Origin of the sequence: Actinomadura sp. B10D3, from assembly GCF_039871695.1 — a bacterium.
GTDB lineage: Bacteria > Actinomycetota > Actinomycetes > Streptosporangiales > Streptosporangiaceae > Spirillospora > Spirillospora madurae.
Genome location: NZ_JBDPLY010000005.1, coordinates 52,132 through 74,866, shown reverse-complemented (window position 1 = coordinate 74,866; position 22,735 = coordinate 52,132). Strand labels below are relative to the sequence as shown.

The following is a 22,735-nucleotide window of genomic DNA, read 5'->3' as shown; positions in this document are numbered from 1 at the left end:
GTCAGGCGGCGCGGGGGTAGCGGGCGCGCATGCCGTCGATGCACCGGTCGCGGGAGACGGGCCCGCCGAAACGCAGCCGGTCGTAGGCGGTGAACGGGGGCGTCAGCGCGTCCAGCTCGTCGATCAGGGCGTGCAGCCGGTGCGTCCAGGCCGGCGTCCCCGCGTCCGGTTCGCCCGGCGCCGCCTCGATCGCGCTGGCCAGGGCGTCCTTGTACTGGATCGTCTGCGGCGCGACCGAGCGCAGGCACACGTACTGGCCGCTCAGGTAGGCACTCCACTCCGCCTTGCCGGCGGCCGCGTCGTCCCAGTGCGCCAGGAACCACTCCTCCAGCGCGTCGACGCCCCCGGCCCGGTCGGCGAGGGCGAACAGGTCGGACGGCACCATCTCCGCGCCGTCGGAGCGCAGGTAGCCGGGCAGGGGGAGCCTGCCGTCCAGCATCAGCCGGCGAACCCGACCGGCGTCGCGGCCGGTCCGGGCGCACAGGTCCTCCAGTTCGGTGAACCACGCGGTGACGTAGGCGTCGTCCTCCGCCGTCATCGGATGGTCGCCGTTGACCTCTCTGAACCGCCCGGCCAGCCGCGCCTTCAGCTCGGAGTCGCTCATTCCCGGACGCTAACCCGGGGTCGTTTCGGCGCCCGCCGAAACGTGAGCGCCCCGCCCGCTCACCAGGGCGACAGGACGAGCGCCTGGACGGCCAGCGCGGTCGCCGCCTGCGCCGCCAGCCACGCCCGCGGGCGGGACCGGTGCAGGGCGGCCGCGACCATCGCCCACGCCGCGAACGGCAGCCAGATCCGCTCGACCTCTCCCTTGGTGACCCCGGAGGCGTCCAGGGCGAGCACGCCCAGCAGCGCCGCCCCGGCCAGCGCGGCGACCGGTCCCGCGGGCGACAACGTCCGCGACCTGCCGTCCCGCCACAGCGTCCCCAGCGCGCGCGGCAGGGCGTGCGCGACCGCGGGGCCGGTGAGCAGGCCCAGCACCGCAAGGTTCGCCACCACGAAGTAGGCGTAGGAGCGCTGCGCCGACCCGCGGCTGACCAGGTAGGTGTCCAGGGTGGCGCGGACACCGTCCGGCCACCAGAACCCCAGCAGCGTGAACGCGGCCGGCGCCACCGCCAGGCCTGCGGCGAGGGCCACCAGTACCCGGACCCGGGGACGGGCGAGCAGCAGCACCGCCAGCGGCACCGCGAACAGCGGCAGCAGGCCGTAGCTCAGATACGGCAGGCACCCCAGCAGCACCCCGGCCGCGACGGCGCAGGCCGGCGCCCGCGTCCCCGCCCGGCGTGCGGCCAGTGCCGCCAATGCCGTGCCCCACGCGCCCACCGCCAGGAAGAACGCGTCCATCGACGTGGCGAACCACACCGCCATCGGCGCCAGCACCAGGAACGGCAGCGCCGCCCGCGCCGCCCGCTCCCCCGCCACGCACCGCACCGTGACCGCGATCGCGGCCACCGCCGACGTGCCCGCCGCGATGATGAACGCCGCCGCCCAGCCCGTGCCGCCGAACCCGGCCTTCTCCAGCGCCCACAGCACCAGCATCGGCAGCGGCGGATGCCCCCGCACATGCGTGGTGTAGCCGCCGAGCCGCTCGGTGAAGGTCTGCAGCCACAGGAGCGGGTCGGGCCGCAGCTGGGCCAGGCCCGCCGGGTACTCGGTCGGTGCGTCCAAAGGCGCCTTCAGCGCGCCCCACCCGCCGGAGGCCGCCAGCGCGACCGTCCACAGAGCTGCGCCCGCCCACGCGACCGGCGGCAGCGCCCGCCACGGGAGCCGCGCCGCGAGCACCGGCAGGGCCGCCACCGCGGCGGCGGCGACCACGGCCGCGGGCAGCATCTGCCAGGTCAGGGGCCACCCCCGCGCCCGCGCATGCAGCGGGGGCAGCCGGTCCTCGGTGGCCAGGCCGGCGCGCCGCAGGTACCAGCCCACCGCGAACGCCGCCGCGATCCCGGCCGCCCACACGGCGACGGCGACCCATCCGGGCCACCCGCGCCGCCTCGGGGATACGGCCGCCGGCGGGCGCTCGCGGACATCGGTGAGTGTCATCGGCTCGGTCCCTTCGCAGACGGCCGGGGCGCGCGGGTCGCTCCGCCGCTCCGGACGCGGCGGCGTCCGATGACGGCGCGCGCCACCGCGGTGCAGACCGCCACCGCGGCGATGGCGCCCAGCACGATGAGGAGGTTGCGCTCGTAGGGCAGCGGCAGGCGGGACGGCTCGTCGGGGCGGCGCCCGTACCCCAGCACGAGCGGGAGCGCGACCGCCGTGACGCACGCGGCGACGACGAGCGCCGCCCGCACGACGCGCCGGTACCGCGCGGGCAGGAGCCCGGTGACCAGCCCCGCCGCCAGCACCGCCGGGACCAGGACCCCGTCGTGCAGGATCGCCGCCCCGGCGAACCACGCCGCCCACCGGGCGACCGGCACCTCCGCCACGATCCCGCGGAGCCCGAGACCGATGAGCGCCAGGCCCGCGGCGTACGCCACCGCCAGCGCGGCGGTCCGCGCGTTCACGAGACCACCAGCCGGTGCACCCATTTGGTCTGCATGACCCCGGGCCGGTTCGGAGCGATCAGGCGGCAGGGGTAGCCGTGGTCGAGCGCGAGGGGCTCGCCGTTGAGGCCGAGCGCCAGCAGGGTCAGCGGGTCGTGCCAGTGCGGCGGCGCGACCTGCGAGGTGCGGTAGAGCCCGTAGCGTTCCAGCGACTCGACCCGCACCTGCGCGTCGTCGGAGACGCCGGCCATGCGCAGCACGTCCCGCAGCCGGACGCCCCGCCAGGACGCCTCCACGCTCCAGCCCTCCACGCAGGAGATCGGCAGCCGCGAGGTGTGCTGCGGCAGCGCGCGCAGGTCGTCCAGGGACAGGCTGACCTCCCGGGCGACGCGGCCGGTCACCGTGAGCCGCCAGCCGGGGTCGCGGGCCATCGGGCCGACACCGGTCGCGGCGGCCGACTTGTTGACCGGCACCCCCTGCGGCCCGTCGCCGGGACGGCGGGGGGCCAGCACCGCCAGCCGCGCCAGCGGTGTGAACGCCTCTCCCACCGTCGTCGCGGCGATGACTCCGCTCGCCCCGGCGACGGTGAGCAGGAAGCCGCGGCGTCCCACCGAGTCCTGCGGCCGGGTCATCACCGTCCGGCGCACCTTCGTCCACCGCTCGGTCACGTGGATGACCAGCGCGCCGACCAGGATGTAGGCCGTCCAGTAGTGCGCGGTGGTGAAGAAGAACCGGAACGCGTACCAGTAGGCGATGTTCAGCACCCCGGTGACGAACTGGAACAGCGCCGCGCCGACCAGGACGAACACCAGCAGCCGCTGCGCCCCGTGGACGAGCGAGCGGACCGGCGGCCACTCCCACAGCTTCGGGTAGACCGTCCACATCTTGGCCAGCAGCAGCGGCACCGTCGCCACCCCGCCGATGACGTGCACGCCCTGGGTGACCCGGTACAGGTTCACCGGCCGGGACGGCCACTGCATCCACCCGGCGGGCTGCTGCATGAAGTGGCTGACCAGCCCGGTCCCGAACGAGACCAGGATGCTGGCGCCGAGCGCGATGCCGAGCCAGGACGCGACCCGCTCGTCGTGCAGGCGGCTGGTGAACCGCCCCGAAAGCGTCGTCAGCACCGCCGGGGGTTTCACGAACGCGGGTCTTATGACCGCAGGGCGACGAACCATCGGCCCGCCTCCTCCCAGAACTCGGTGACGGTCGCGGCGCACGCGGCGGCCAGTCCCGCGGCGGCGTCGGCGGACACGTGCGCCCAGGCGAACCATTCGCCGACCGACCGGGGCGAGCGCAGCCGCAGCGGCTCGACCCGCGACCCTGCGCCCGGCGGCTCGACCTCCATCAGCACCTGCCCGCCGGGCGCCAGCAGCGCCAGGACGCGGCGCAGCAGCGCGGCCGGGTCGCCGCCGATCCCGATGTTGCCGTCGGCGAGCAGCACGGTGCCCCAGCGGCCGGTGCCGGGGACGCGGCCGAACACGTCCCGGCACAGCGCCGGGCCGCCCGCCGCGACCGTCAGCGCGACCGCGGAGGGGGCCACGTCGATGCCCAGGACCGGGAGCCCGCGCCGGGCCAGCGCCACCGTCAGCCGGCCGGGCCCCGAGCCGACGTCGAGGGTCGGGCCCGCGCAGCGGTCCAGCAGGCCGCCGTCGCCGGGCCGGACCGCCAGCCAGTCCTGGAGGGGCAGCGGGCGGCGGCGTCCGTCGGCGTGCTCGATCTCGACCCGGGCGCCGCCGCGCAGCGCCTCCTCGTACAGCTCACCGATCATGCCGGGACGGTCCTGACCCCGAGGGCGCGGACGGCGGCGGCGAACCGGGTCCCGGGCGCGGACGCGGCGACGGCCTCGGCGTCGGCGGGGGTGTCGACGTCGGTGAGTTCGGGCAGCACCGCCACCCGCAGCCCGGCCGCGCGCAGCCGCGCCCGCTGGACCGCCCCGGTGTCGGGCCGCGACATCGGGACGCCGCGCAGCAACCGCGCGTCGGGGCGGCGCAGCCCGAGCAGCCAGAACCCGCCGTCGGCCGCGGGGCCGAACACCGCGTCGCTGCGGCGGAGCTCCCGGGCGGCGCGGGTCAGCATCGCGGGCGTGACCTGCGGGGTGTCCATCCCGATCAGCACCAGCGGCCGGCCGTCCCAGGCGTCGTCGAAGGCGGCGGCCAGGCGCTCGTCCAGGCCGGCGCCGCGCTGGGGCGTGACGGCGAAGCCGTCCGGCAGCCACGGGCCGGGAGTTCCGGCGAGCGCGAGGGTGCGGCGGGCGGCGGGCGCCGCGGCGACGGCGGCGAGGGTGTCGCGCAGGGCCGCCGTGGCCAGGTCGGCGGCCTCGGCGGGCGTGTAGGCGGGCGTCAGGCGGGTCTTGACCCGCCCGGCGGCGGGTTCCTTGGCGATGACGATCAGATCGGCGTCCGCAGTGCCCTTCGTTCCAGTGGTTGCCGTCATGGCGTGACCTCCGCCAGGACGCGGCGCATGTCGCGGACGGCGCGGACCGTCCCGCCGACCGTCCCGGTCACCTTCGAGGTGCCGGTGCGGGGCAGGTAGGGGACGTCGATCTCCCCGATGCGCCATCCGGCGCGGGCGGCGCGCAGCACCATCTCCAGGGGGTAGCCGAACCGGCGGTCCTCCAGCCCGAGGGCCAGCAGGCCCGCGCGGCGGGCGGCGCGCATCGGCCCGAGGTCGTGCAGCCGGGTTCCGGCGCGCCGGTTCAGGGACCGGGCCAGGACGGCGTTGCCGAGCCGGGCGTGCGGCGGCCACGCGGCCCGCCCGGACGGCCGCCGCCGCCCGAGCACCAGCCCGGATCCGCCGCCCGACTCCAGCATGTCGAGCTCGGCGGTCAGCCGGGGCAGCTCGGCGGGGTCGAGCGAGGCGTCGGCGTCCATGACGCACACGACCTCGGTCTCGGCGGCCAGGAGCCCGGCGTGGCAGGCGGCGCCGAAACCGCGGGCCGGCGCGGGGACGACGCGGGCGCCGTGCTCTGCGGCCACGCGCGCCGAGTCGTCGGTGGAGGCGTTGTCGACCACCAGGGGCCGGAAGCCCTCGGGCATCCTGGCCAGCACCCAGGGCAACGCCTCGGCCTCGTTGAGGCAGGGAAGAACCACATCGATCACAGCTCAGACGCTACTTTCCGTGACGGAAGGATGACCCTTACGAACTGGTGACGGGCCGCCGGGCGAACTCGGCGATGCCCTCGGCGAACGGCACCGACGGGGAGAACCCCAGCTCGCGGCGGGCGCGGTCGGGCCGGGCGACGATGTGGCGGACGTCCCCCAGCCGGTAGCCGCCGGTCACCCGCGGCCGCGGGCCGCCGAACACGGCGGCGAGCGCGTCCGCCATGTCGCCGATGGTGCGCGGCTCGCCGCTCGCGATGTTGTAGGCGCGCAGCCCGGCGGGCTCGGGCGGTCCGGCGCCGACCCGCTCCAGCGCCAGCACGTTGGCGCGGGCGACGTCGCGGACGTGCACGAAGTCGCGCCGCTGCGCGCCGTCCTCGAACACCAGCGGCTCCTCGCCGCGCATCAGCCGCGACCGGAAGATCGCCGCGACCCCGGCGTAGGGGGTGTCGCGCGGCATCCGCGGCCCGTAGACGTTGTGGTAGCGCAGCGCCGCGACCGACCCGCCGGTGGAGCGCGCCCAGGACGCGGCGAGGTGCTCCTGCGCGAGCTTGGTGTCGGCGTAGACGTTGCGGGGGCCGGGCGGGGCCTCCTCCCCGACGGCGCCGGGCGCGAGCGGCCGCTCGCAGGCGGGGCAGCCGGGCTCGAACCGCCCGGCGCGCAGCGCGTCCTCCGGACGCGGCCGGGGCCGGACGGGGCCGTGGACGTCGCAGGAGTAGGCGCCCTCCCCGTAGATCACCATCGAGGAGGCCAGGACCAGGACGCCGACGCCGGCGCGCGCCATCTCCGCCAGCAGGACGGCGGTGCCCTGGACGTTGACCGAGGTGTAGTCCGGCAGGTCGGAGACGTCCACGCCGAGCCCGACCTTGGCGGCCTGGTGGCACACGGCGTCGACGCCCTCCAGCCGCCGCGCGACCGCGGCGGGGTCGCGGACGTCGGCGGGCCCGTCGCCGAGCCCGTCCGGCCGCAGGTCGAGGCCGCGGACGTGGTGGCCCGCGGCGGTCAGCGCCTCGGCGATGTGCGAGCCGATGAATCCGGCCGACCCGGTGAGCAGTACTTTCATGCGGACGAACGTAGGCCGCCGGTCCCGCCCGCAGCGCCGCGAAATGGCCCGTCAAGGCACCTTGTTCGAACCTTGTAAGAACTTCACCCGGCCCCGCCGGGTCAGGCGGCCGCCCCGGCGACGATGGGGGCGAGGAGGTCGACGGCCTTGTCGACGTCGGCCTCGGTGGTGCTGAGGTGGAACGCGCAGCGCAGCCTCCCGGCGCGCACGTTGGCGACCACCCCGTTGCGTCGGAGCATGTCGGCGGTGCCGTCCGGGACGGGCACCGGCACGATCGCCGAATCCCCCGGCGGCAGGCCGAGGCCGGCGCGGAACCGGCGCGCCAGCGCCACGTTGTGGCCGTGGATCGCGGTGACCCCGACGCGTTCGAGCAGCTCCAGCGCGGGGGCGTGCCCGGCCCAGCTCTGCCAGGCCGGGGACAGGTCCAGGCGGCGCGCGTCCTCGGCCAGCCGCAGCGGCAGCCCGTAGATGGAGTCCCAGACGTCGGCGCCGGCGTACCAGCCGGCGCCGACGGCCGGCAGGTCGTCCAGAGCCTCCCGGGTGCCGGTGAGGAAGCAGGTGCCGCGCGGGCCGAGCAGCCACTTGTAGCCGCCCGCGACGAGCCAGTCGACCCGGCCGGCGGGCAGCGGCAGCCATCCGGCGGCCTGGGTGGCGTCCAGCAGGATCCGGGCGCCGTGGCCGCGGGCGGCGTCGATCAGGTCGTCCATGGGGGCGATGCGGCCGTCGGCGGACTGGACCGCCGACACCGCGACCGCGCTCGTGCCCGCGCGCACCTCCTCGGCGATCCGCTCCAGCGGGACGGACCGGACGGCCAGGTCCGGGCGGGCCGCGAACGGGAACAGCAGCGAGGTGAAGTCCCCGTCGGCGACCAGGACCTCGGCGCCGGCGGGCAGGGACGCCGCGACCAGCCCCACGAAGTAGGACACCTGCGGCCCGCACGCGACACGGGCCGCGGGGACGCCGAGCAGCCGCGCGAACGCCTCCCGGGACCTGGTGACCACCTCGTCCATCGCACCGGTGGTCAGCAGCCCGGCGGCCCGGTCCCGCTCGGTCGCCAGCATCGCCTCGTGCGCGGCGCGCGGCGGCAGACCGTAACTGGCGGTGTTGAGGTAGGCGGCGCCGGCGGTGAACTCGCGCTGCGCCTCCTGGAGGGAAAGGCTCATGCACCGATGGTCGGTGACGGACGACCCATAGCGCAAAGTACGGTTTTCTTGGCCACCCATCAGTGCGGTTGATACCTTCCGGGGATGCTGGACCTGCACCGGGGCCGGATCCTGCGCGAGGTGGCCAGGCTCGGCTCGATGACCGCCGCCGCGAAGTCCCTCTCCTACACCCAACCCGCCGTCTCCCACCACGTCGCGCGGCTGGAGGCCGAGGTCGGCACCCCGCTGGTGGTCCGGCACGGCCGCGGCGTCCGGCTGACCGAGGCGGGCCGCATCCTGGTCGAGCATGTCGAGGACGTCCTGGCCCGCATGGACGACGCCGAGGAGCAGATCGCCGCGATCGCCGGGCTGCGCGCGGGGCGGGTGCGGGTCGCGGTGTTCCCCACCGCGGCGGGCGGGCTGCTCCCCGATGCGCTGGCCCGGCTGCGCGCCCGCGCGCCGGGCGTGTCGGTCACGCTGGAGGACGCCGAGCCGGCGGAGGCGCTGGCCCGGTTGCGCGCCGGGGAGACCGACATCGCGGTGGTGTTCCGCCACGTGTCGAGACCGCCCGAGACCGACTCCCGGTTCCGCGAGATCGTGCTGTGCGAGGACCCGCTGCGGCTGCTCGTCCCCGCCGCGCACCCGGTCGCCTCGTCCGGCCGGCCGCGGCTGGCGGACCTGGCGGGCGAGACGTGGGCGTCGGGCTGCGCGCGGTGCCGCGACCATCTGCGGTGGGCGTGCGCGAGGGCCGGGTTCACGCCCGACATCGCCTTCGCCACCGAGGACCACGTCGCGATCCAGCGGCTCGTCGCGCGGGGGCTGGCCGTCACGACCCTGCCGGGGCTGGCGCTCGGCCTGCACACCGAGCCCGGCGTCGCCGTCCCCGACGTGCCGGACGTCGGCGGCCGCACGATCAGCGCGGTCGTCGCGGCGGGCCCGCGCCCGCCGGCGGTGGCGGCGCTCCTGGACGAGCTGGCCGCCTCCACCGCGTCCTCCCCCGAGGGCTAGGACAGGTGGCGGTGCAGGTCGGTGAGGCGGCCCGCGGCGGCGCGGACGGCCTCGGTCAGGCCGGGCAGCCGGTCGTCGCCGAACCGCACCGACGGGCCCTGCACCGCGAGGGCCGCGAACACCCGCCCGCCGCCGTCGCGGACCGGCGCGGCCACCGCGCGGACGCCGAGCAGGCGTTCCTCGTCGTTGACCGAGAAGCCGCGCTCGCGGACCCGTTCCAGGTCGGCGTCCAGGTCCGCGCGGGTGACGATGGTGGCGGGCGTGTAGCGTGGGTACGGCTCGTCCATCGCGACCGGGTCGTCGTCGTAGGCCAGCAGCGCCTTGCCCATCGCGCAGGTGTGGATCGGGTTGCGGTCGCCCGGCGGCTGGTCGTAGCGCAGCGGGTGCACCGACGGCAGGTGCATCAGCACGGCGACCTCGTCGCCGGCGCGCACGCCGAGGCTGACCGCCTCGCCCGTCCCGTCCCGCAGCGCGGTCAGCTCGGGCTGCAGGAGGGTGGCGCCCATCCGCTCCAGCGCGAGCCGGCCGAGGATCGCGGTGGTGGGCCCGAGGAAGTACCGCTCGGTCGCCGGGTCCTGCGCCAGCATCCCGGTGGCGTGCAGCGCGTGCACGATGCGGTGCGCGGTGCTGACCGACAGCCCGAGCCGGTGCGCGATCTCCGTCGGGGTCTGCCGGGCGGCGCCCTCGAAGGAGCGGAGCACGGCCACCGACCGGTCCACCGTCTGCGTGCCCGGCTTGGGGTGGTACGTCCCTTCCGTGCGCTCGTCCGTCACGGACCCATCCTCCCACCGCGTCCGGATGGGACGGCCGCAGGGGGCGTGCCATAGTGGGCGCGTGGCACCCGACACCCCGGTACGCGCGTCCAGTCCGCCCAGGGCCCGCGGGGCGGCGCACAGCCCGTCCCCGTCACTGACCGTCCGGCACGGGATCGGGTTCGCCGTGAACCCGTGCGCGAGCCTGCTGCGCCTGTACGCCGAGGCGGGCCCCGTCGCGGCGGTCGGGACGCGCCGCAGGCCGTTCGTGCACCTGTTCGGCCCGGACGCCAACGCGTTCGTGTTCGCCAACTCCGCCCTGTTCCAGTGGCGGGAGGCGTTCGACCTGCTGGTCCCGGTGAACGGCGAGACCGCGCTCATCGTCAGCGACGGCGCCGACCACCGGCGGCGGCGCCGGCTCGTCCAGCCCGCGTTCCACCACCGCCGCGTCGCCGGCTACGTGGCGCGGATGGCCGCCAACACCGACGCGGCCCTGTCGTCCTGGCGTCCCGGCCGGACCCTGGACGCCTACGCCGAGCTGCGCGGGGTGATCCGCCGCAACACCGTCGAGGTGCTGTTCGGCGACCGGCTCGCCGCCGACGCCGAGGTGATCGGCGGGCGGCTGCAGGTCGCGCTCGCGGCCATCGACCGCAACTTCGTGCTGCAGATGATGCTGCGGTCGGTGCCGAACCCGTACATGCGGCGCGTCGCCGCGTCCCGCGCCCTGGTCGCCCGCCGGGTCGACGAGGAGGTCGAGCGGCGGACGGCCGAGGGCGGCGAGCACGACGACGTGCTCGGCATGCTGATGGCGGCCCGCGACGACGACGGGACGGGCCTGACCCGCCAGGAGCTCCAGGACCAGGTCATCAGCCTCATCTCCGCCGGCTACGACACCACCAGCGCGGCGATGGCGTGGGCGGTGTACGCGCTGCTGGCGCACCCGGACGCGGCCGAGCGGGCGCGACGGGAGGTCGCCGAGGTGGTCGGCGACCGGCCCGTGCAGGCCGCCGACCTGCCCGCGCTCACCTACCTGGACGGCGTGGTGAACGAGACGCTGCGGCTGTTCCCGCCCGCCGTGCTCAGCGCCCGCGTCCCGGTCGAGGACTTCGAGTACGCCGGCCACCGGATCCCGGCGGGCGCGATGGTGTTCTACTCCCCGTTCGTCACCCACCGGATGCCGGAGGTGTGGCCGCAGGCGGGACGGTTCCGCCCGGAGCGGTGGGATCCGTCCTCGGACCTGCACCGTCCCACCACCCCGGCGACGTTCCTGCCCTTCGGCGGCGGCCCGCACCGCTGCATCGGCTCCACGCTGGCGACGACGGAGCTGAAGACCATGCTGGCGTGCCTGCTGCGCCGCACCCGGCTGCGCCTGGTCTCGCCCGCCGTCACCCCCAGGAGCGTGACGGCCATGCGGCCCCGCGGCGGCCTGCCCGTGCAGGTCCTGTGACCGACCGCTCCCGGCGGCTCTACCGGACGGCGCGGGACAGGCGCTCCGCCATGGCGGCCAGCAGGTCGCGGAGCTCGGGCGGTTCGCGGACCTCGAAGTCGATGTCGAGGTAGGCGATGCGCAGCGCCGTCCACTCCAGGGACTCGGGGGCCGTGCGGAGGACGCAGGTGCGGTCGTCGACGGGCTCGACCTCGGCGCCGGTCACCCGGAAGCGGTCGGCCAGCTCCTCCGCGGACGCGTGCACCAGCAGCACCGCCCGCCGCAGCGGGCGCGACAGCGCCAGCGAGCGGGTCACGAACTCGGCCGCGTCCGCGGCGGGCGGCTCGCGCGGCGGGCACCGGACGCCGGTCGGCAGCGGCGACGACACGCGGTCGACGCGGAACGTCCGCCAGTCCTCGCGCCCGAGGTCGAACGCGACCAGATACCAGCGGCGCCCGGCCGACACCAGCCCGTGCGGCTCGACATGGCGGCGGGTCTCGCCGTCACCGGCGTCGCGGTAGGCGAAGCGGACCCGCTCGTGGTCGCGGCACGCGGCGGCCAGCACCGTCAGCGCCGCCGGATCCACGACCGGTCCGGCGGGCGGGCCGTTCAGCGACGTCGTGGCGGCGTGCAGGGCGCTCACCCGGCGGCCCAGCCGAGCCGGCAGCACCTGTTCGAGCTTGGCCAGCGCACGCACCGACGCCTCCCCGATCCCCTCGACCGCTCCCCCGGTGGCGGCGCGCAGCCCGACGGCGATCGCCACGGCCTCCTCGTCGTCCAGCAGCAGCGGCGGCATCGCGGCCCCCGCCTCCAGCCCGTAGCCGCCGGCCGCGCCGAGGGTGGCGTGCACCGGATAGCCGAGGCCGCGCAGCCGCTCCACGTCCCGCCGGACGGTGCGCGGGCTCACCCCGAGCCGCTCGCACAGCTCGGGCCCGCTCCACTCGCGGCGGGCCTGCAGAAGGGACAGCAGCCGCAGCAGGCGTTCTGACGACATGGCCCCAGTATGCGCGGCAATGAGGCCAGATCCTGACCTCCTTGCCGCCTAGCGTCGCGGCCATGGACACCGACCACATCGTCATCACCGGGGCCAGGCACAACAACCTCAAGGACGTGTCGCTGCGCATTCCGAAGAACCGCCTCGTGGTGTTCACCGGGGTATCTGGATCGGGGAAGTCGTCGATCGTGTTCGGCACGGTCGCGGCGGAGTCGCAGCGGCAACTGGGCGAGACGCTCAGCTGGTTCGCCCGCGACCGGATGCCCAAGCGGGAGCGGCCCGACGCCGACGCCATCGACCACCTCGCCCCCGCGGTCGTGGTCGACCAGCGCCCGATCGGCGGGAACGCCCGGTCCACGGTCGGCACGATCACCGACATCTCGCCCGTCCTGCGGGTGCTGTTCTCCCGGCACGGGACGCCCAGCGCCGGCGAGGCCGCCGCCTACTCCTTCAACGATCCGCGCGGCATGTGCACCGAATGCGACGGGCTCGGCGCCGTCGTCCGCGTCGACCTGGACCGCTTCCTGGACCCCGGACGGTCTCTGAACGAGGGGGCGGTCGACTTCCCGCCGTTCGGCGTCGGGACGTTCGTGTGGCAGCTGTACGCCGAATCGGGCCTGTTCGACCCCGACAAGCCGCTGCGCGACTTCACCCCCGAGGAATGGGACCTGCTCCTGCACGGCAAGGGCTTTCGCGTGCCGCGCCTGAACCGCACCGGCTCGATGGGCCACAACGCCTACGAGGGCGTGCTCGAACGGTTCCACCGCCTCTACATCCGGCGCGACATCGGCTCGCTGCCGCCGAAGGTGCGGGACGCGGCCCGCCGCGTCACCCGCGAGGACGCCTGCCCCGCCTGCGGCGGCGCCCGCCTCAACCCGGCCGCGCTGGCGTCCCGCATCGGCGGCCGCACCATCGCCGACCTGCACCGGATGGAGACCGCCGACCTGATCGCCGCGCTCGGCGAGATCACCGACCCGGTCGCGGCGCGGGTCGCGGACGCCGCGGTCGCCCGGCTGCGGCGGCTGGAGGACATCGGCCTCGGCCACCTCACCCTGGACCGCGCGACCCGCACGCTGTCGGGCGGGGAGGCGCAGCGCCTCAAGGTCGTCCGGCACCTGGGGTCGAGCTTGACCGGGCTGACCTACATCTTCGACGAGCCCAGCGCCGGCATGCACCCCCGCGACGTCGACCGGCTGAACGCGCTGCTGCGGCGGCTGCGCGACAAGGGCAACACCGTGCTGGTCGTCGAGCACGACCCGCACGTGATCGGCGCCGCCGACCATGTGATCGACATGGGGCCCGGCGCGGGGGTGCACGGAGGCGAGGTGGTGTTCACCGGCAGTGTCGCCGAGTTGCGCGGCGCCGGCTCGCCGACCGGCCGCGCGCTGCGGCGGACCCCGCCGGTCAAGACCGGGTTCCGGCGGCCGTCCGGCTGGCTGACGGTGGCCGGCGCCCGCGCCAACAACCTCAAGGACGTGACGGCGCGCTTCCCCCTCGGCGTCCTCACGGTGGTCACCGGCGTGGCCGGGTCGGGCAAGACCAGCCTGGTCCTGGGCGAGTTCGCCGCCCGCCACCCCGGCACGGCCGTGGTGGACCAGTCCGCGATCGCCGCGTCACGCCGCTCCACCCCCGCCACCTTCCTCGGCGTGATGGACCCGCTCCGGCGCCTGTTCGCGCGGGCCAACGGCGTGGAGGCCGCCCTGTTCAGCCACAACTCCGCGGGCGCCTGCCCGGACTGCGACGGCAACGGCGTCATCGTCACCGACCTGGCGTTCATGGACCCCGTCACCACCACCTGCGAGGCCTGCCGGGGCGGCCGGTACCGCGCGGAGGCCCTCGCGCACACCCTGCGCGGCCGGACGATCGCGGACGTGCTGGCGATGACGACCGAGGAGGCCCGCGCCTTCTTCACCGGCCCGGCCGAGCGCGGGATCGCCGCCCGGCTGCGGGCCCTCGACGAGGTGGGGCTCGGCTACCTGGCGCTCGGCCGCCCGCTCGGCACGCTGTCGGGCGGCGAGCGCCAGCGCATCAAGATGGCGACGCGGCTGCACCGGACCAGCACGGTCTACGTCCTGGACGAGCCCACGACCGGCCTGCACATGTCCGACGTGGACGCCCTCCTCGCCCTGCTGGACCGGCTCGTGAACGCCGGCGACACCGTCATCGTCGTCGAGCACGACCTGCACGTCGTCAAGCACGCCGACTGGGTGATCGACCTCGGTCCCGGCGGCGGCCGGCACGGCGGCGAGATCGTCTTCTCCGGGACGCCCGCCGAGCTGACGGACGCGCCGTCCTCCGTCACGGCCGGCTTCCTGCGGCGCGACCTCGCCCGGCTTCCCGCCGCGGCCGTGTAACGCCGGCGGTCCGGTTCCGATCTCCGGACGGAGAGCATGACCCTGCGCCGCCGGGCGTCCGCGCTCGCGACCTCCGCCGCCCTCGCCGCGTCGCCGGCGGCCGCCCCCGCCCTGGACGGCACCACCACCTCCGGACACGCTGACCAGGGGCCTGGCGTCAGCCCCTGCCGGTCACCTGGACCTGGGCGCCGACGTCGTCGTTGTCGGCCGTTTCGAGTACGGCGTCCAGGAGGCCGGGGAAACGGGTGTCGAGGTCATGGCGGCGTAGGACGACGAAGCATCGGGTGCCTTCCTGGCGGGTGCGCGTCAGGCCGGCATCGCGCAGGATCCGCAGGTGGTGGCTGAGGGTCGACTTGGCCACCGGGGCGCGGAGCTGGCCCCATCCGCGTTCGCGCCCGTCGGACAGCACCCGCACCAGCCCGACCCGGATCGGATCGCTGAGCGCTCCCAGCACCGCGACCAGGCTCATCTCGCCCGGTTCGGGATGGTGTGCCTGCCTCATGACAACGATGCTACCTTGTTCGATGTTCATCGAACATCGAACAAGAGGGGCGCCATGGTGACCATCCGGCTTCAGGACGAGGCCAGCGGGACGTTCGAGGGCAGGGTCGTGGTCGTCACCGGTGCGGGCTCGGGGATCGGGCGCGCCGCCGCCGTGGCCTTCGCCGCGGCCGGGGCTCGGGTGCTCGGCGTCGGCCGCCGCGAGGATGCGCTGGAAGAGACGGCCGCCGGCCATCGGCGGATCGAGGTGCATCCGGCGGACCTGCGCGCGCCGCAGGCGGCGCAGCGGGCGATCGATGCGGCGGCCGCACGCTGGGGGCGGGTGGACGTGCTGGTCAACAACGCCGGCGTGACCAAGGTGATGCCGCTGGGCCAGACCACGGCCGAGGGCATCGGCGCGGTGTTCGACCTCAACGTCACCGCGCCCAGCCTGCTGGCCCGCGCCGCGCTGCCGCACCTGCGCGACAGCGCGGGCTCGATCGTCAACATCTCCAGCACCTACGGGCACCGGCCGCTGCCGGGCGCCGCGCACTACGCCGCGTCCAAGGCCGCGCTGGAGCAGCTGACCCGCAGCTGGGCGGTGGAGCTGGCCTCAGCCGGAGTCCGCGTGAACGCGCTGGCTCCCGGCCCCACCGAAAGTCAGGCTCTGGCCTCCGCCGGACTGGACGAGACCACCATCGCGCGGATCAAAGCCGAGGAGACCGCACGCATCCCTCTCGGACGCCGCGGGGAACCCGCGGAGGTCGCGGCCTGGATCCTGCGGCTCGCCGACCCGGCCTCGACCTGGCTCACCGGCCAGGTCCTCACCATCGACGGCGGACTGGAACTCGCCTGACCGCACCCCGCTCCACCGTCTCCTCCCGGCATGCCGGGAGGAGACGGTGGAGCGGGCCGCGGCGGGTCAGGTGCGGGTCCACTGCTGGTCGGCCCAGGCGGGGTCCAGCGGGGTGTGGGCGATGTGATTGGTGTAGTTGGACAGCGTCTTCATCCCCACGCCCAGGATGACGTCCATGACGTGGCGGCGGGTGTATCCGGCGTCCAGGAACGCCTGCACCTCGGCTTCCTCGACCCAGCCGCGGCCCGACACCATCAGCCGGGTGAAGCGGCGCGCCGCCTCCAGGCCGGGCTCGTCCAGCGGCTTGCCGGCCCGCAGCGCCTCCACCACCTCGGGTGACACCTTCGAGCGCAGCGCCATGGTGGAGTGGGCGGCCACGCAGTACTCGCAGCCGTTCTCCACGCTGGCGGTGATCCACACCACGTGCTTGGCCCGCACCGGCAGCGACGACTTCCCGAACAGCTCGGCCAGCGCGTTGTACCCGGCCAGCAGCTCGGGCGACTCGGCCATCACGGCGTTGAGGGTGGTCACGAAACCCATCCGCTTCTTGGCCGCCTCCAGAAAGGGACGGGCCGCTTCGGGCGCGGTGGTCTCGTCATGGACGGTGAACTCGGCCATTCTCACTCTCCTTCACGGGGGTTCGGCGCGCTGAGCGCTTGCAGTGCCGCCGTCACGGTCGCCTTCAGGTCGGCCGCCGGCGCCCCGGCCCGCGACCGCAGGTTCACCCCGTAGGCCAGCAGTGCCAGCACGTCCGCGGTGGCCTCCACCTCCACGCCGCGCCGCAGTTGCGAACGGGATCGCGCGGTTCCGAGCGCTGCGGCCATGGCCGCGCGCAGCCGTGCGTGGTGCTCGTCCAGTACCTGGCGCACCCGCGCGTCCTCACCGTCCGGACCGCCGACCCCGGCATGGGCGTTGGAGACCATGCAGCCCCAGCGGGCGTGCGGACCTTCGCAGCGCGCCCGGATCAGCTGGTCGAAGAAGGCGGCGATGGCCGGCAGGCCGCGGCCATCGGCGGCCAGCGCCTCCAGCACCGGCCGGGACCGCCGCTCGACGTAGCGCCGCAACGCCGCCAGGTAGAGCTCCTGCTTGCCGCCGAAGGTGGAGTACAGGCTGGAGCGGCTGAGTCCGGTCGCCGCCACCACATCGGCCACTCCGGCCGAGGTCGACCCGCGCCGCCAGAACAGTTCCACCACCTGGTCCAGCACGTGCTCGGGATCGAAGTGCTTGACGTCGGGCACGATACCTCCCCCTATCTTGGAATGATCGTTCCAAGATAGGGGCGGCATCACGCCGCCGCAACCCCGTCCGACGATGACGGCGGCTGCGGCTCTCGTTCGTTGCCGGTCAGTCCACGAGGCGGGCGGGGAAGCCGCCGGTCGCGATGGGGCCCCACCGGTTGATGGTGATGCGGATCAGGGACTTGTCCTGGCGGCGCATCGCCTCCCGGTACTCGTCCCAGTCGGGGTGCTCCCCGGCGATGCACCGGTAGTAGTCGACCAGCGCGTCGGCGGCCTCGGGCATGTCGATGACCTCGGCGGTCCCGTCGACCTGCACGTAGGGGCCGTTGAACTCGTCCGACAGCACGCACACGGACACCCGGGCGTCGCGGCGGGCGTTGCGCGCCTTGACCCGCTCGGGGTAGGTGGAGATCACGATGCGGCCCTCGCCGTCCACCCCGCAGGTCACCGGCGACATCTGGGGGCGCCCGTCGGACCGGACGGTCGACAGCAGCGCGTGGTGCCGGGGACGCAGGAATTCGAGCAGTTCGGGACGGTCGACGCGGTTCGCGGTGGCGATCGAAGGCATGCCGCAACCTTACGGAACCCCGTGCCGATGAGTTCTCGCGCGGTTCCTTGTCTACTCCCCGAAGCCGAATCCAAGGAGGACGACGATGAGCGACCGTGAACCCGTCAAAGCGCGCAACCTCGACATCTACGGAAGCGGCGAGCTGGCCTGGGACACCGTCCGCGACGCGCTGACCGCGGCGCTCCCGAAGCCGGAGACGCCGGTGTACCTCGGCACGGTCCGGCCGGACGGCCGCCCGCACTCGGCGGGGGTCGGCGCGCTGTGGTACGAGGGCGACCTGTACATCGTCAGCGGTCCCGGCACGCGCAAGTCCCGCAACCTCGCGGCGAACCCGGCGTGCACGATCTCGGTCCGCACGCCGATCGGGGACGTGGTGCTGGAGGGCGACGCGGAGCGCGTCACCGACCCGGCCGTCCTGGAGCCGGTCGCGGCCGGGTACCGGGAGGGCGGCTGGCCCGCGCAAGTGGAGGGCGACGCCTTCACCGCGCCCTTCAGCGCGCAGAGCGCCGGTCCACCGCCCTGGCACGTCTACCGGATCACCTTCCACACGGTGTTCACGGTGGGGACGGTGGAGCCGTTCGGCGCGATGCGGTGGGACTTCGAGCGCTGACGGTCGGCCCCGGTGCCGACTTTGGTCTACCCGCCGTGGCCCTTAGGGCGATGGACCGGCCGCGGGCGCCGGAAAGACTGGCGGCATGACAGGGGGTATGTCGCCGAGCGGCGCGTCCGCCGGCCGCTGGACGCTCGTCCACGACGGGCACCGGCTGGAGGTCGAGACCGAACGCGCCGGCTGGGACCACAGGGCGCGCCTATACGTGGACGGCGACCGCACGGAAGAGGCCACGGGCTTCCCCAAGGCCACGCTCCCCTACGGGGGACTGCACGTGCTGGTCGCGTTCGACGTCATGGGCCTGCGCGACGGGCAGGCCGCACGCTGCGAGCTGCACCCGCCCAAGGCCGGCGAGGACGCCGAGGACGAGGAAAAGAACGAGGAGGAGGACGAGGACGACGGGTCGCCCGCTGAGCCGGTGATGTTCGAGCCGCCCGCGGGGACTCGGGCCGCTCGGCGCGAGGCGTTCGCGCGGGCACATCCCACCCTGTACGCCTCCCGGCACGTGGCGATCGCGACGGGGCAGGTGCTGTTCCCGCTGCTCGGGCTGGGCGCGCTGGTCAAGGTGCTGCTGGACCGGGTCCCGTGGCCCGACGTCCGGTTCCCCGACCTCGATCCGCCGTCGATCCCGTGGCCGGACATCCCCTGGCCCGACGTTCCGTGGCCCGACCTCCCGGACGTGTCCGTGCCGCCGTGGGTGGGCGCGATCCTGGCGGCGGCGAAGTACGCGGTGCCGGTCCTCGTCGCGGTGGGCGTCGCGGCCAAGGAGGTCGAGCGCCGCAAGCGGTCAGCCGCTCAGCAGGGCGAACAGCCCGGCGCAGGTGAGCGCGACCATGACGGCGGCGACCGGGAGCTGCCCGCGCGCGGTCGCGCCCGGGCCGCGCAGGGCGAGGTCGTGCGCGGCGATCGTCCCGGCGATGTGCCCGAGGACGATGGCGTTGACCTGCACCTGCGCGGTCAGGACGGGCCCGGCGAGGTCGTAGTCGACGCGGTTGCCGGTGGAGCCGAGCAGGTCCAGTCCCGTCCCGAACGGGTCGCTGGCGAGGATGAACGTGGTCTGCCCTTCCAGGACGAGGAAGGAGAAGTAGTGCGCGACGGTGTAGCCGAGGGCGATGGGGAGCAGGGTCGCGGCGAACCGTCCGGGGAGCACGGCCGGGTCCTGGCCGGTCAGCCGGGCGCTGAGCCGCAGCGCCGCGACGTACAGGCCGGTGACGGCGGTGATCGCGGCGGCGAGTCCTAGCGTTCCGGCGGGGACGCTGGTGGGGTCGACGTTGTCGCGCCAGTAGGTCGTGCGGGTGATGCCGTCGAACCCGGTGGAGCCGATCAGCACGCACGCCGTCGCGGTGAGGCCGGGTTCGGCGGTGCCGTGCGTGAGACCGGTGAGCGGCGTGCGCAGGACGAGCGTCCCGTCGCCGCGCCGCCCGACCGGGCAGAGCCGGGCGAGCAGGCTGGAGTAGGCCTCGAACCCGTCCCCGCGGGTGAACCAGTCGCGGCCGAACCACCAGGCCGGCGCGAGATTGGCGGCCGCGTAGGCGACGATGAGGGTCCCGACGACGCGCGGGTCGGAGCGGTGCGGAGCGACCAGCTCCAGCCACACGAATCCGGCGAGCCACGCCGCCGCGGGCCAGTACCCGAGCCGCGCCGGGAGGGCGCGGCGCCCCGACGGCGGGGTGCGGGTGAGGCGGCACAGGGCGGCGTGCAGCGTCCGCAGCGGATTGACGCGCCGCCACACGGGGCCGAGCAGGACGCTGGCGGGCACGAGCCCGACCCAGAACGTCACGAACAGCGCCCAGGGCGCGAGGTTGGCGGCCTCAGAGGGCGGTCCGGCGAACGCGACCGCGACGACGAAGAGGGTTGCGGCGAGCGCGAGAACGCGTCCGGTGACGGTGAGGGCCGGTGCGTCCAAGGCGCGGGCGAGGGCGGCGGGCAGCGGGCGCCCGGCCGCCGGGTGTAGGCGGGGGCGCTTCCACGCGGCCGTGAGCGCGAGGAACGAGGCGGCCACGGCGGCACCGCCGCCCACGATGGCGGCGACGGCGTCCAGGGGCAGGTCGGTCCGGCCGCCGAGCCCGTGCGCGAGGACGTGCACGGGTCACCCGACCTGCAGCTCGAACACGCGCGTCCCGGAGTGGTGCAGCTCGGCCTCGAACACCCCCGGGGTTCCCGCGGTGAACCGCAGGGTGGCGGGGCGCCCGGCCGGGAGATCCAGCTCGCGGTCGTAGCCGTGCAGGTGGAACTCGTCGGCGGTGTCGCTGGTGATAGTGATCTCGACGGTGGCGCCGCGCGGGACCTTCACCCGGCGGTGCGCGGTGCGCACCTTCCCGCCGGTCACGGTGGCGCTGATGCGGATCGCGGACGGCGTCGACGTCACGGGACCGCCGCCCGGTGCGCCGGACGATCCGGTGCCGGACGTTCCGGACGGTGCGGGTTCCCCGCAGCCCGCGGCCGTCGCCAGAGCCGCCGCGACCACGACCGCTCCCGCGATCGATCTTGCGCGCGTCCGCCGCGTCATCGTGCCCCTTTCCTCCCGGTGTCCCACACCACACATTGTGACACTAGACAATGACACATTGAAAAGTGACATACTCCATGCGGGGGGGTGTTCACCCCTGTTCTGTCCTGGTTCGCTCGGCGAGGGAGGAGCGGTGTTGGATCACCTCACGGTCCTGGAGGCGGCGTTCGCGGTACGGTTCGCCGCCGGGGCGCCCGCCAAACCCGCGGGCGGTGCGGCACTCGACCAGATCCTCATCGCCTCCGGCGCCGCCGCGGTCCTGACCGCGGTGCTGCTGGTGCTCGGCTGGGGTCACCGCACCGGCCGCGTCACGCTCCTGGCGCGCCTGGCGGAGGCGGCCGCGCGGGGACCCGGCCGCGGCACGCCCGGCTGGGCGGCGCTGCCGACCCCGATCGCCATGGTGTCCCTGCTCACCGCGCTGCTCGGCATGTACTGGGACATCTCCCTGCACATCTCCCACGGCCGGGACGAGGGGCCCCTCGCCAACATCGCCCACTACCCGATCCTGATCGGGCTGTTCGGCATCTTCACCGCCGGCGTGCTGGCCGTGGTGCTACCGAAGGGCGCTCGCCCGGGCGCCGCGTCCGTGCGCATCACCCGGGACTGGTACGCGCCGGCGGGCGGCGTGCTGCTGGCGGGCGCCGGCTTCTACGCGCTGCTCGGCTTCCCGCTCGACGACGTGTGGCACCGCATCTTCGGCCAGGACGTGACGCTGTGGGGCCCGACGCACCTGATGCTGATCGGCGGGGCCGGGCTGTCGCTGGTCGCGATGATGATCCTGGAGCGGGAGGGCCGCCGCGCCGGCGCGGACCTGGCGCAGCCGTCCGGCTGGGTCCGGTACGTGCGGCGCTGCATGCACGGCGGCGGCCTGCTGATCGGGCTGTCGGTGTTCCAGGCCGAGTACGACTTCGGGGTACCGCAGTTCCGGCTCGTCCACCAGCCGCTGCTCATCGCGCTGGCGGCCGGCTGCGCGCTGGTCGCGGTGCGGCTGTGGGCGGGACGCGGCGGCGCGGTGTTCGCCGTCGCGTTCTACATGCTGGTGCGCGGCGGGGTCTCGGTCCTGGTCGGCGGGGTGATCGGCGAGCTGTGGGCGGCGGTGCCGCTCTACTTCGCCGAGGCCTTGTGCGTGGAGGCGGCGGCGCTGCTTCTGGCGCGGCGCCCGCTCGCCTTGGGCGCGGTGTCGGGCGTGCTGATCGGCACCGCCGGGTTCGGCGGCGAGTACGCCTTCTCCCAGATCGCGTTCCGGCTGCCGTGGACGCCCGACATCCTCGCCGAGGGCATGGCCATGGCCGTCGTGGGCGGCGTCGCGGGCGGGCTGTGCGGGGCGCTGCTCGCCGAAGGGCTGGAGGGGCGGACACCGCGTCCGGCGTTGGCGCGCGGGCTCTTCGCGGGGGCGATCCTGGCGGTGGCCGCGGCGGTGGCGAACGGGCTGATCATCTCCGTCCCGCCCGACCGGACCGCCACGGTCACGCTCACCGATGTGCGGGGCGACGCGGCACACCGCACCGCCGGGGCGCGCATAGAGTTCGCGCCCGCCGACGCGATCGACGGCCCGGCCTGGGTCACCGTCACCGGCTGGCAGGGGCGGGGCCTGCACGTCGCCCACCTGGTGAAGGAACGCGACGGCGTCTACCGGACGAGCGAACCGATGCCGCTGCACGGCGACTGGAAGACGCTGATCCGCGTCCACGACGGCCGGACGCTGGCCGGAGTCCCGATCTACATGCCCGAGGACCCGGCGATCGGCGCGAAGGAACTGCCCGCCCCGCAGCGCTTCACCCGGGACCTGCAGGGCGAGCGGACCGTCCTGCAGCGGGAGCTCAAGACCGACGTGCCCGGCTGGCTGTGGGCGGCGTGCTCGGCGGTCGTGCTGCTGTGCACGCTGGCGCTGGTGCTGTCGCTCGGCTGGGGCGTGTCGCGGATCGCGCGGCGGCTCCCCGAGCCGGCCGCGCCCGCCGCGGCCGGAGAGCGCGCGAAGGCGGGCACATGACGGTCGCGGAAGGGACGCTGGCGACCCATCCGATCATCACCGCGGTGCCGTTCTTCGTGCCGACGTTCATCGTCGTCGCGGTGATCGTGGTCGTGGTGTGGCGGGACCGCCGCCGCGGCGACGACGACCCGCCGCCGGACGATCCCGGCGCTGCGTAGACTCTG

The 22,735-nt window shown here is 75.1% G+C and carries 24 protein-coding genes; 7 read left to right on the top strand and 17 right to left on the bottom strand.

Features of this window, described 5'->3' with window-relative positions; genetic code table 11:
* Position 1 precedes the first annotated feature (1 nt).
* The 9 genes from ABGB11_RS10925 to ABGB11_RS10885 all read right to left on the bottom strand — a co-directional run bounded on the left by ABGB11_RS10925 (position 2) and on the right by ABGB11_RS10885 (position 7,807).
* Positions 2-604 carry a DUF6058 family natural product biosynthesis protein gene (locus ABGB11_RS10925; RefSeq protein WP_347631494.1) on the bottom strand — a complete coding sequence of 201 codons (603 nt, stop codon included), beginning with the start codon at positions 602-604 and terminating at the stop codon, positions 2-4.
* A gap of 59 nt (positions 605-663) precedes the next feature.
* The gene (locus ABGB11_RS10920; protein ID WP_347631492.1) at positions 664-2,037 is read right to left on the bottom strand and encodes a hypothetical protein; all 1,374 of its coding nucleotides are present in this window, start codon (positions 2,035-2,037) and stop codon (positions 664-666) included.
* Positions 2,034-2,501 carry a hypothetical protein gene (locus ABGB11_RS10915; RefSeq protein ID WP_347631490.1) on the bottom strand — a complete coding sequence of 156 codons (468 nt, stop codon included), beginning with the start codon at positions 2,499-2,501 and terminating at the stop codon, positions 2,034-2,036. The genes ABGB11_RS10920 and ABGB11_RS10915 overlap by 4 nt, the downstream gene beginning before the upstream one ends.
* A complete protein-coding gene (locus tag ABGB11_RS10910; protein ID WP_347631488.1) occupies positions 2,498-3,622 on the bottom strand; it encodes a molybdopterin-dependent oxidoreductase in 1,125 nt (374 codons plus the stop codon). Before ABGB11_RS10910 ends, ABGB11_RS10915 begins: the two co-directional genes overlap by 4 nt.
* An 11-nt stretch (positions 3,623-3,633) precedes the next feature.
* On the bottom strand, positions 3,634-4,251 hold the full coding sequence (locus tag ABGB11_RS10905) for a class I SAM-dependent methyltransferase (protein WP_347631486.1): 618 nt from the start codon (positions 4,249-4,251) through the stop codon (positions 3,634-3,636).
* On the bottom strand, positions 4,248-4,916 hold the full coding sequence (locus tag ABGB11_RS10900; RefSeq protein ID WP_347631484.1) for a TIGR04282 family arsenosugar biosynthesis glycosyltransferase: 669 nt from the start codon (positions 4,914-4,916) through the stop codon (positions 4,248-4,250). The genes ABGB11_RS10905 and ABGB11_RS10900 overlap by 4 nt, the downstream gene beginning before the upstream one ends.
* Positions 4,913-5,581, bottom strand: coding sequence for a glycosyltransferase family 2 protein (locus ABGB11_RS10895; protein ID WP_347631482.1), 669 nt, complete (start codon positions 5,579-5,581; stop codon positions 4,913-4,915). Before ABGB11_RS10895 ends, ABGB11_RS10900 begins: the two co-directional genes overlap by 4 nt.
* 37 nt (positions 5,582-5,618) lie before the next feature.
* Positions 5,619-6,644, bottom strand: coding sequence for an NAD-dependent epimerase/dehydratase family protein (locus ABGB11_RS10890; protein WP_347631480.1), 1,026 nt, complete (start codon positions 6,642-6,644; stop codon positions 5,619-5,621).
* A gap of 101 nt (positions 6,645-6,745) precedes the next feature.
* On the bottom strand, positions 6,746-7,807 hold the full coding sequence (locus ABGB11_RS10885) for an aminotransferase class V-fold PLP-dependent enzyme (protein ID WP_347631478.1): 1,062 nt from the start codon (positions 7,805-7,807) through the stop codon (positions 6,746-6,748).
* Between the two features lie 84 nt (positions 7,808-7,891).
* Here ABGB11_RS10885 and ABGB11_RS10880 point away from each other — a divergent pair, with 84 nt between their 5' ends.
* On the top strand, positions 7,892-8,794 hold the full coding sequence (locus ABGB11_RS10880; RefSeq protein ID WP_347631476.1) for a LysR family transcriptional regulator: 903 nt from the start codon (positions 7,892-7,894) through the stop codon (positions 8,792-8,794).
* Here ABGB11_RS10880 and ABGB11_RS10875 read toward each other — a convergent pair.
* A complete protein-coding gene (locus tag ABGB11_RS10875) occupies positions 8,791-9,567 on the bottom strand; it encodes an IclR family transcriptional regulator (protein ID WP_347631474.1) in 777 nt (258 codons plus the stop codon). The two genes, ABGB11_RS10880 and ABGB11_RS10875, sit on opposite strands and share 4 nt — an antisense overlap.
* Before the next feature lie 61 nt (positions 9,568-9,628).
* On the opposite strand from ABGB11_RS10875, the gene ABGB11_RS10870 reads away from it, so the two are divergent.
* A complete protein-coding gene (locus ABGB11_RS10870; protein ID WP_347631472.1) occupies positions 9,629-10,993 on the top strand; it encodes a cytochrome P450 in 1,365 nt (454 codons plus the stop codon).
* Between the two features lie 19 nt (positions 10,994-11,012).
* On the opposite strand, the gene ABGB11_RS10865 is transcribed toward ABGB11_RS10870, so the two are convergent.
* The gene (locus tag ABGB11_RS10865) at positions 11,013-11,966 is read right to left on the bottom strand and encodes a YafY family protein (RefSeq protein WP_347631470.1); all 954 of its coding nucleotides are present in this window, start codon (positions 11,964-11,966) and stop codon (positions 11,013-11,015) included.
* A gap of 62 nt (positions 11,967-12,028) precedes the next feature.
* Here ABGB11_RS10865 and ABGB11_RS10860 point away from each other — a divergent pair, with 62 nt between their 5' ends.
* Complete coding sequence (locus ABGB11_RS10860; RefSeq protein ID WP_347631468.1) at positions 12,029-14,320, top strand: excinuclease ABC subunit UvrA; 2,292 nt, start codon at positions 12,029-12,031, stop codon at positions 14,318-14,320.
* A 157-nt stretch (positions 14,321-14,477) separates the two neighbouring features.
* Here ABGB11_RS10860 and ABGB11_RS10855 read toward each other — a convergent pair whose 3' ends face one another.
* Complete coding sequence (locus tag ABGB11_RS10855; RefSeq protein ID WP_347631466.1) at positions 14,478-14,822, bottom strand: ArsR family transcriptional regulator; 345 nt, start codon at positions 14,820-14,822, stop codon at positions 14,478-14,480.
* A 54-nt stretch (positions 14,823-14,876) separates the two neighbouring features.
* Here ABGB11_RS10855 and ABGB11_RS10850 point away from each other — a divergent pair, with 54 nt between their 5' ends.
* Positions 14,877-15,656: an SDR family oxidoreductase gene (locus tag ABGB11_RS10850; RefSeq protein WP_347631464.1), complete on the top strand. Its 780-nt coding sequence runs from the start codon at positions 14,877-14,879 to the stop codon at positions 15,654-15,656.
* 66 nt (positions 15,657-15,722) lie between these two features.
* Here ABGB11_RS10850 and ABGB11_RS10845 read toward each other — a convergent pair whose 3' ends face one another.
* The 3 genes from ABGB11_RS10845 to ABGB11_RS10835 form a co-directional block, all read right to left on the bottom strand.
* Positions 15,723-16,274, bottom strand: a complete 552-nt coding sequence (locus ABGB11_RS10845; protein WP_347631462.1) for a carboxymuconolactone decarboxylase family protein — start codon at positions 16,272-16,274, stop codon at positions 15,723-15,725.
* Between the two features lie 2 nt (positions 16,275-16,276).
* Entirely contained in the window at positions 16,277-16,894 is a 618-nt protein-coding gene (locus ABGB11_RS10840; RefSeq protein WP_347631460.1) for a TetR/AcrR family transcriptional regulator, read from the bottom strand.
* Positions 16,895-17,000: 106 nt separating this feature from the next.
* Entirely contained in the window at positions 17,001-17,462 is a 462-nt protein-coding gene (locus tag ABGB11_RS10835; protein WP_347631458.1) for a PPOX class F420-dependent oxidoreductase, read from the bottom strand.
* A gap of 85 nt (positions 17,463-17,547) precedes the next feature.
* Here ABGB11_RS10835 and ABGB11_RS10830 point away from each other — a divergent pair, with 85 nt between their 5' ends.
* On the top strand, positions 17,548-18,072 hold the full coding sequence (locus ABGB11_RS10830) for a pyridoxamine 5'-phosphate oxidase family protein (protein WP_347631456.1): 525 nt from the start codon (positions 17,548-17,550) through the stop codon (positions 18,070-18,072).
* Positions 18,073-18,859: 787 nt separating this feature from the next.
* On the opposite strand, the gene ABGB11_RS10825 is transcribed toward ABGB11_RS10830, so the two are convergent.
* Entirely contained in the window at positions 18,860-20,158 is a 1,299-nt protein-coding gene (locus ABGB11_RS10825; RefSeq protein ID WP_347631454.1) for a hypothetical protein, read from the bottom strand.
* Positions 20,159-20,161: 3 nt separating this feature from the next.
* Entirely contained in the window at positions 20,162-20,581 is a 420-nt protein-coding gene (locus tag ABGB11_RS10820; protein ID WP_347631453.1) for a hypothetical protein, read from the bottom strand.
* 136 nt (positions 20,582-20,717) lie between these two features.
* On the opposite strand from ABGB11_RS10820, the gene ABGB11_RS10815 reads away from it, so the two are divergent.
* Both ABGB11_RS10815 and ABGB11_RS10810 read left to right on the top strand, forming a co-directional pair.
* Positions 20,718-22,571 (top strand): hypothetical protein, encoded by a 1,854-nt coding sequence (locus tag ABGB11_RS10815; RefSeq protein WP_347631451.1) that lies wholly within the window; start codon positions 20,718-20,720, stop codon positions 22,569-22,571.
* On the top strand, positions 22,568-22,729 hold the full coding sequence (locus ABGB11_RS10810) for a hypothetical protein (protein ID WP_347631449.1): 162 nt from the start codon (positions 22,568-22,570) through the stop codon (positions 22,727-22,729). Before ABGB11_RS10815 ends, ABGB11_RS10810 begins: the two co-directional genes overlap by 4 nt.
* Positions 22,730-22,735 lie beyond the last annotated feature (6 nt).

Bases quoted from the DNA above. Each gene is read 5' to 3' on its own strand.
- ABGB11_RS10925 (WP_347631494.1), bottom strand. From the start codon at position 604: ATGAGCGACTCCGAGCTGAAGGCGCGGCTGGCCGGGCGGTTCAGAGAG.
- ABGB11_RS10920 (WP_347631492.1), bottom strand. From the start codon at position 2,037: ATGACACTCACCGATGTCCGCGAGCGCCCGCCGGCGGCCGTATCCCCG.
- ABGB11_RS10905 (WP_347631486.1), bottom strand. From the start codon at position 4,251: ATGATCGGTGAGCTGTACGAGGAGGCGCTGCGCGGCGGCGCCCGGGTC.
- ABGB11_RS10900 (WP_347631484.1), bottom strand. From the start codon at position 4,916: ATGACGGCAACCACTGGAACGAAGGGCACTGCGGACGCCGATCTGATC.
- ABGB11_RS10890 (WP_347631480.1), bottom strand. From the start codon at position 6,644: ATGAAAGTACTGCTCACCGGGTCGGCCGGATTCATCGGCTCGCACATC.
- ABGB11_RS10885 (WP_347631478.1), bottom strand. From the start codon at position 7,807: ATGAGCCTTTCCCTCCAGGAGGCGCAGCGCGAGTTCACCGCCGGCGCC.
- ABGB11_RS10880 (WP_347631476.1), top strand. From the start codon at position 7,892: ATGCTGGACCTGCACCGGGGCCGGATCCTGCGCGAGGTGGCCAGGCTC.
- ABGB11_RS10865 (WP_347631470.1), bottom strand. From the start codon at position 11,966: ATGTCGTCAGAACGCCTGCTGCGGCTGCTGTCCCTTCTGCAGGCCCGC.
- ABGB11_RS10860 (WP_347631468.1), top strand. From the start codon at position 12,029: ATGGACACCGACCACATCGTCATCACCGGGGCCAGGCACAACAACCTC.
- ABGB11_RS10855 (WP_347631466.1), bottom strand. From the start codon at position 14,822: ATGAGGCAGGCACACCATCCCGAACCGGGCGAGATGAGCCTGGTCGCG.
- ABGB11_RS10850 (WP_347631464.1), top strand. From the start codon at position 14,877: ATGGTGACCATCCGGCTTCAGGACGAGGCCAGCGGGACGTTCGAGGGC.
- ABGB11_RS10845 (WP_347631462.1), bottom strand. From the start codon at position 16,274: ATGGCCGAGTTCACCGTCCATGACGAGACCACCGCGCCCGAAGCGGCC.
- ABGB11_RS10835 (WP_347631458.1), bottom strand. From the start codon at position 17,462: ATGCCTTCGATCGCCACCGCGAACCGCGTCGACCGTCCCGAACTGCTC.
- ABGB11_RS10830 (WP_347631456.1), top strand. From the start codon at position 17,548: ATGAGCGACCGTGAACCCGTCAAAGCGCGCAACCTCGACATCTACGGA.
- ABGB11_RS10820 (WP_347631453.1), bottom strand. From the start codon at position 20,581: ATGACGCGGCGGACGCGCGCAAGATCGATCGCGGGAGCGGTCGTGGTC.
- ABGB11_RS10810 (WP_347631449.1), top strand. From the start codon at position 22,568: ATGACGGTCGCGGAAGGGACGCTGGCGACCCATCCGATCATCACCGCG.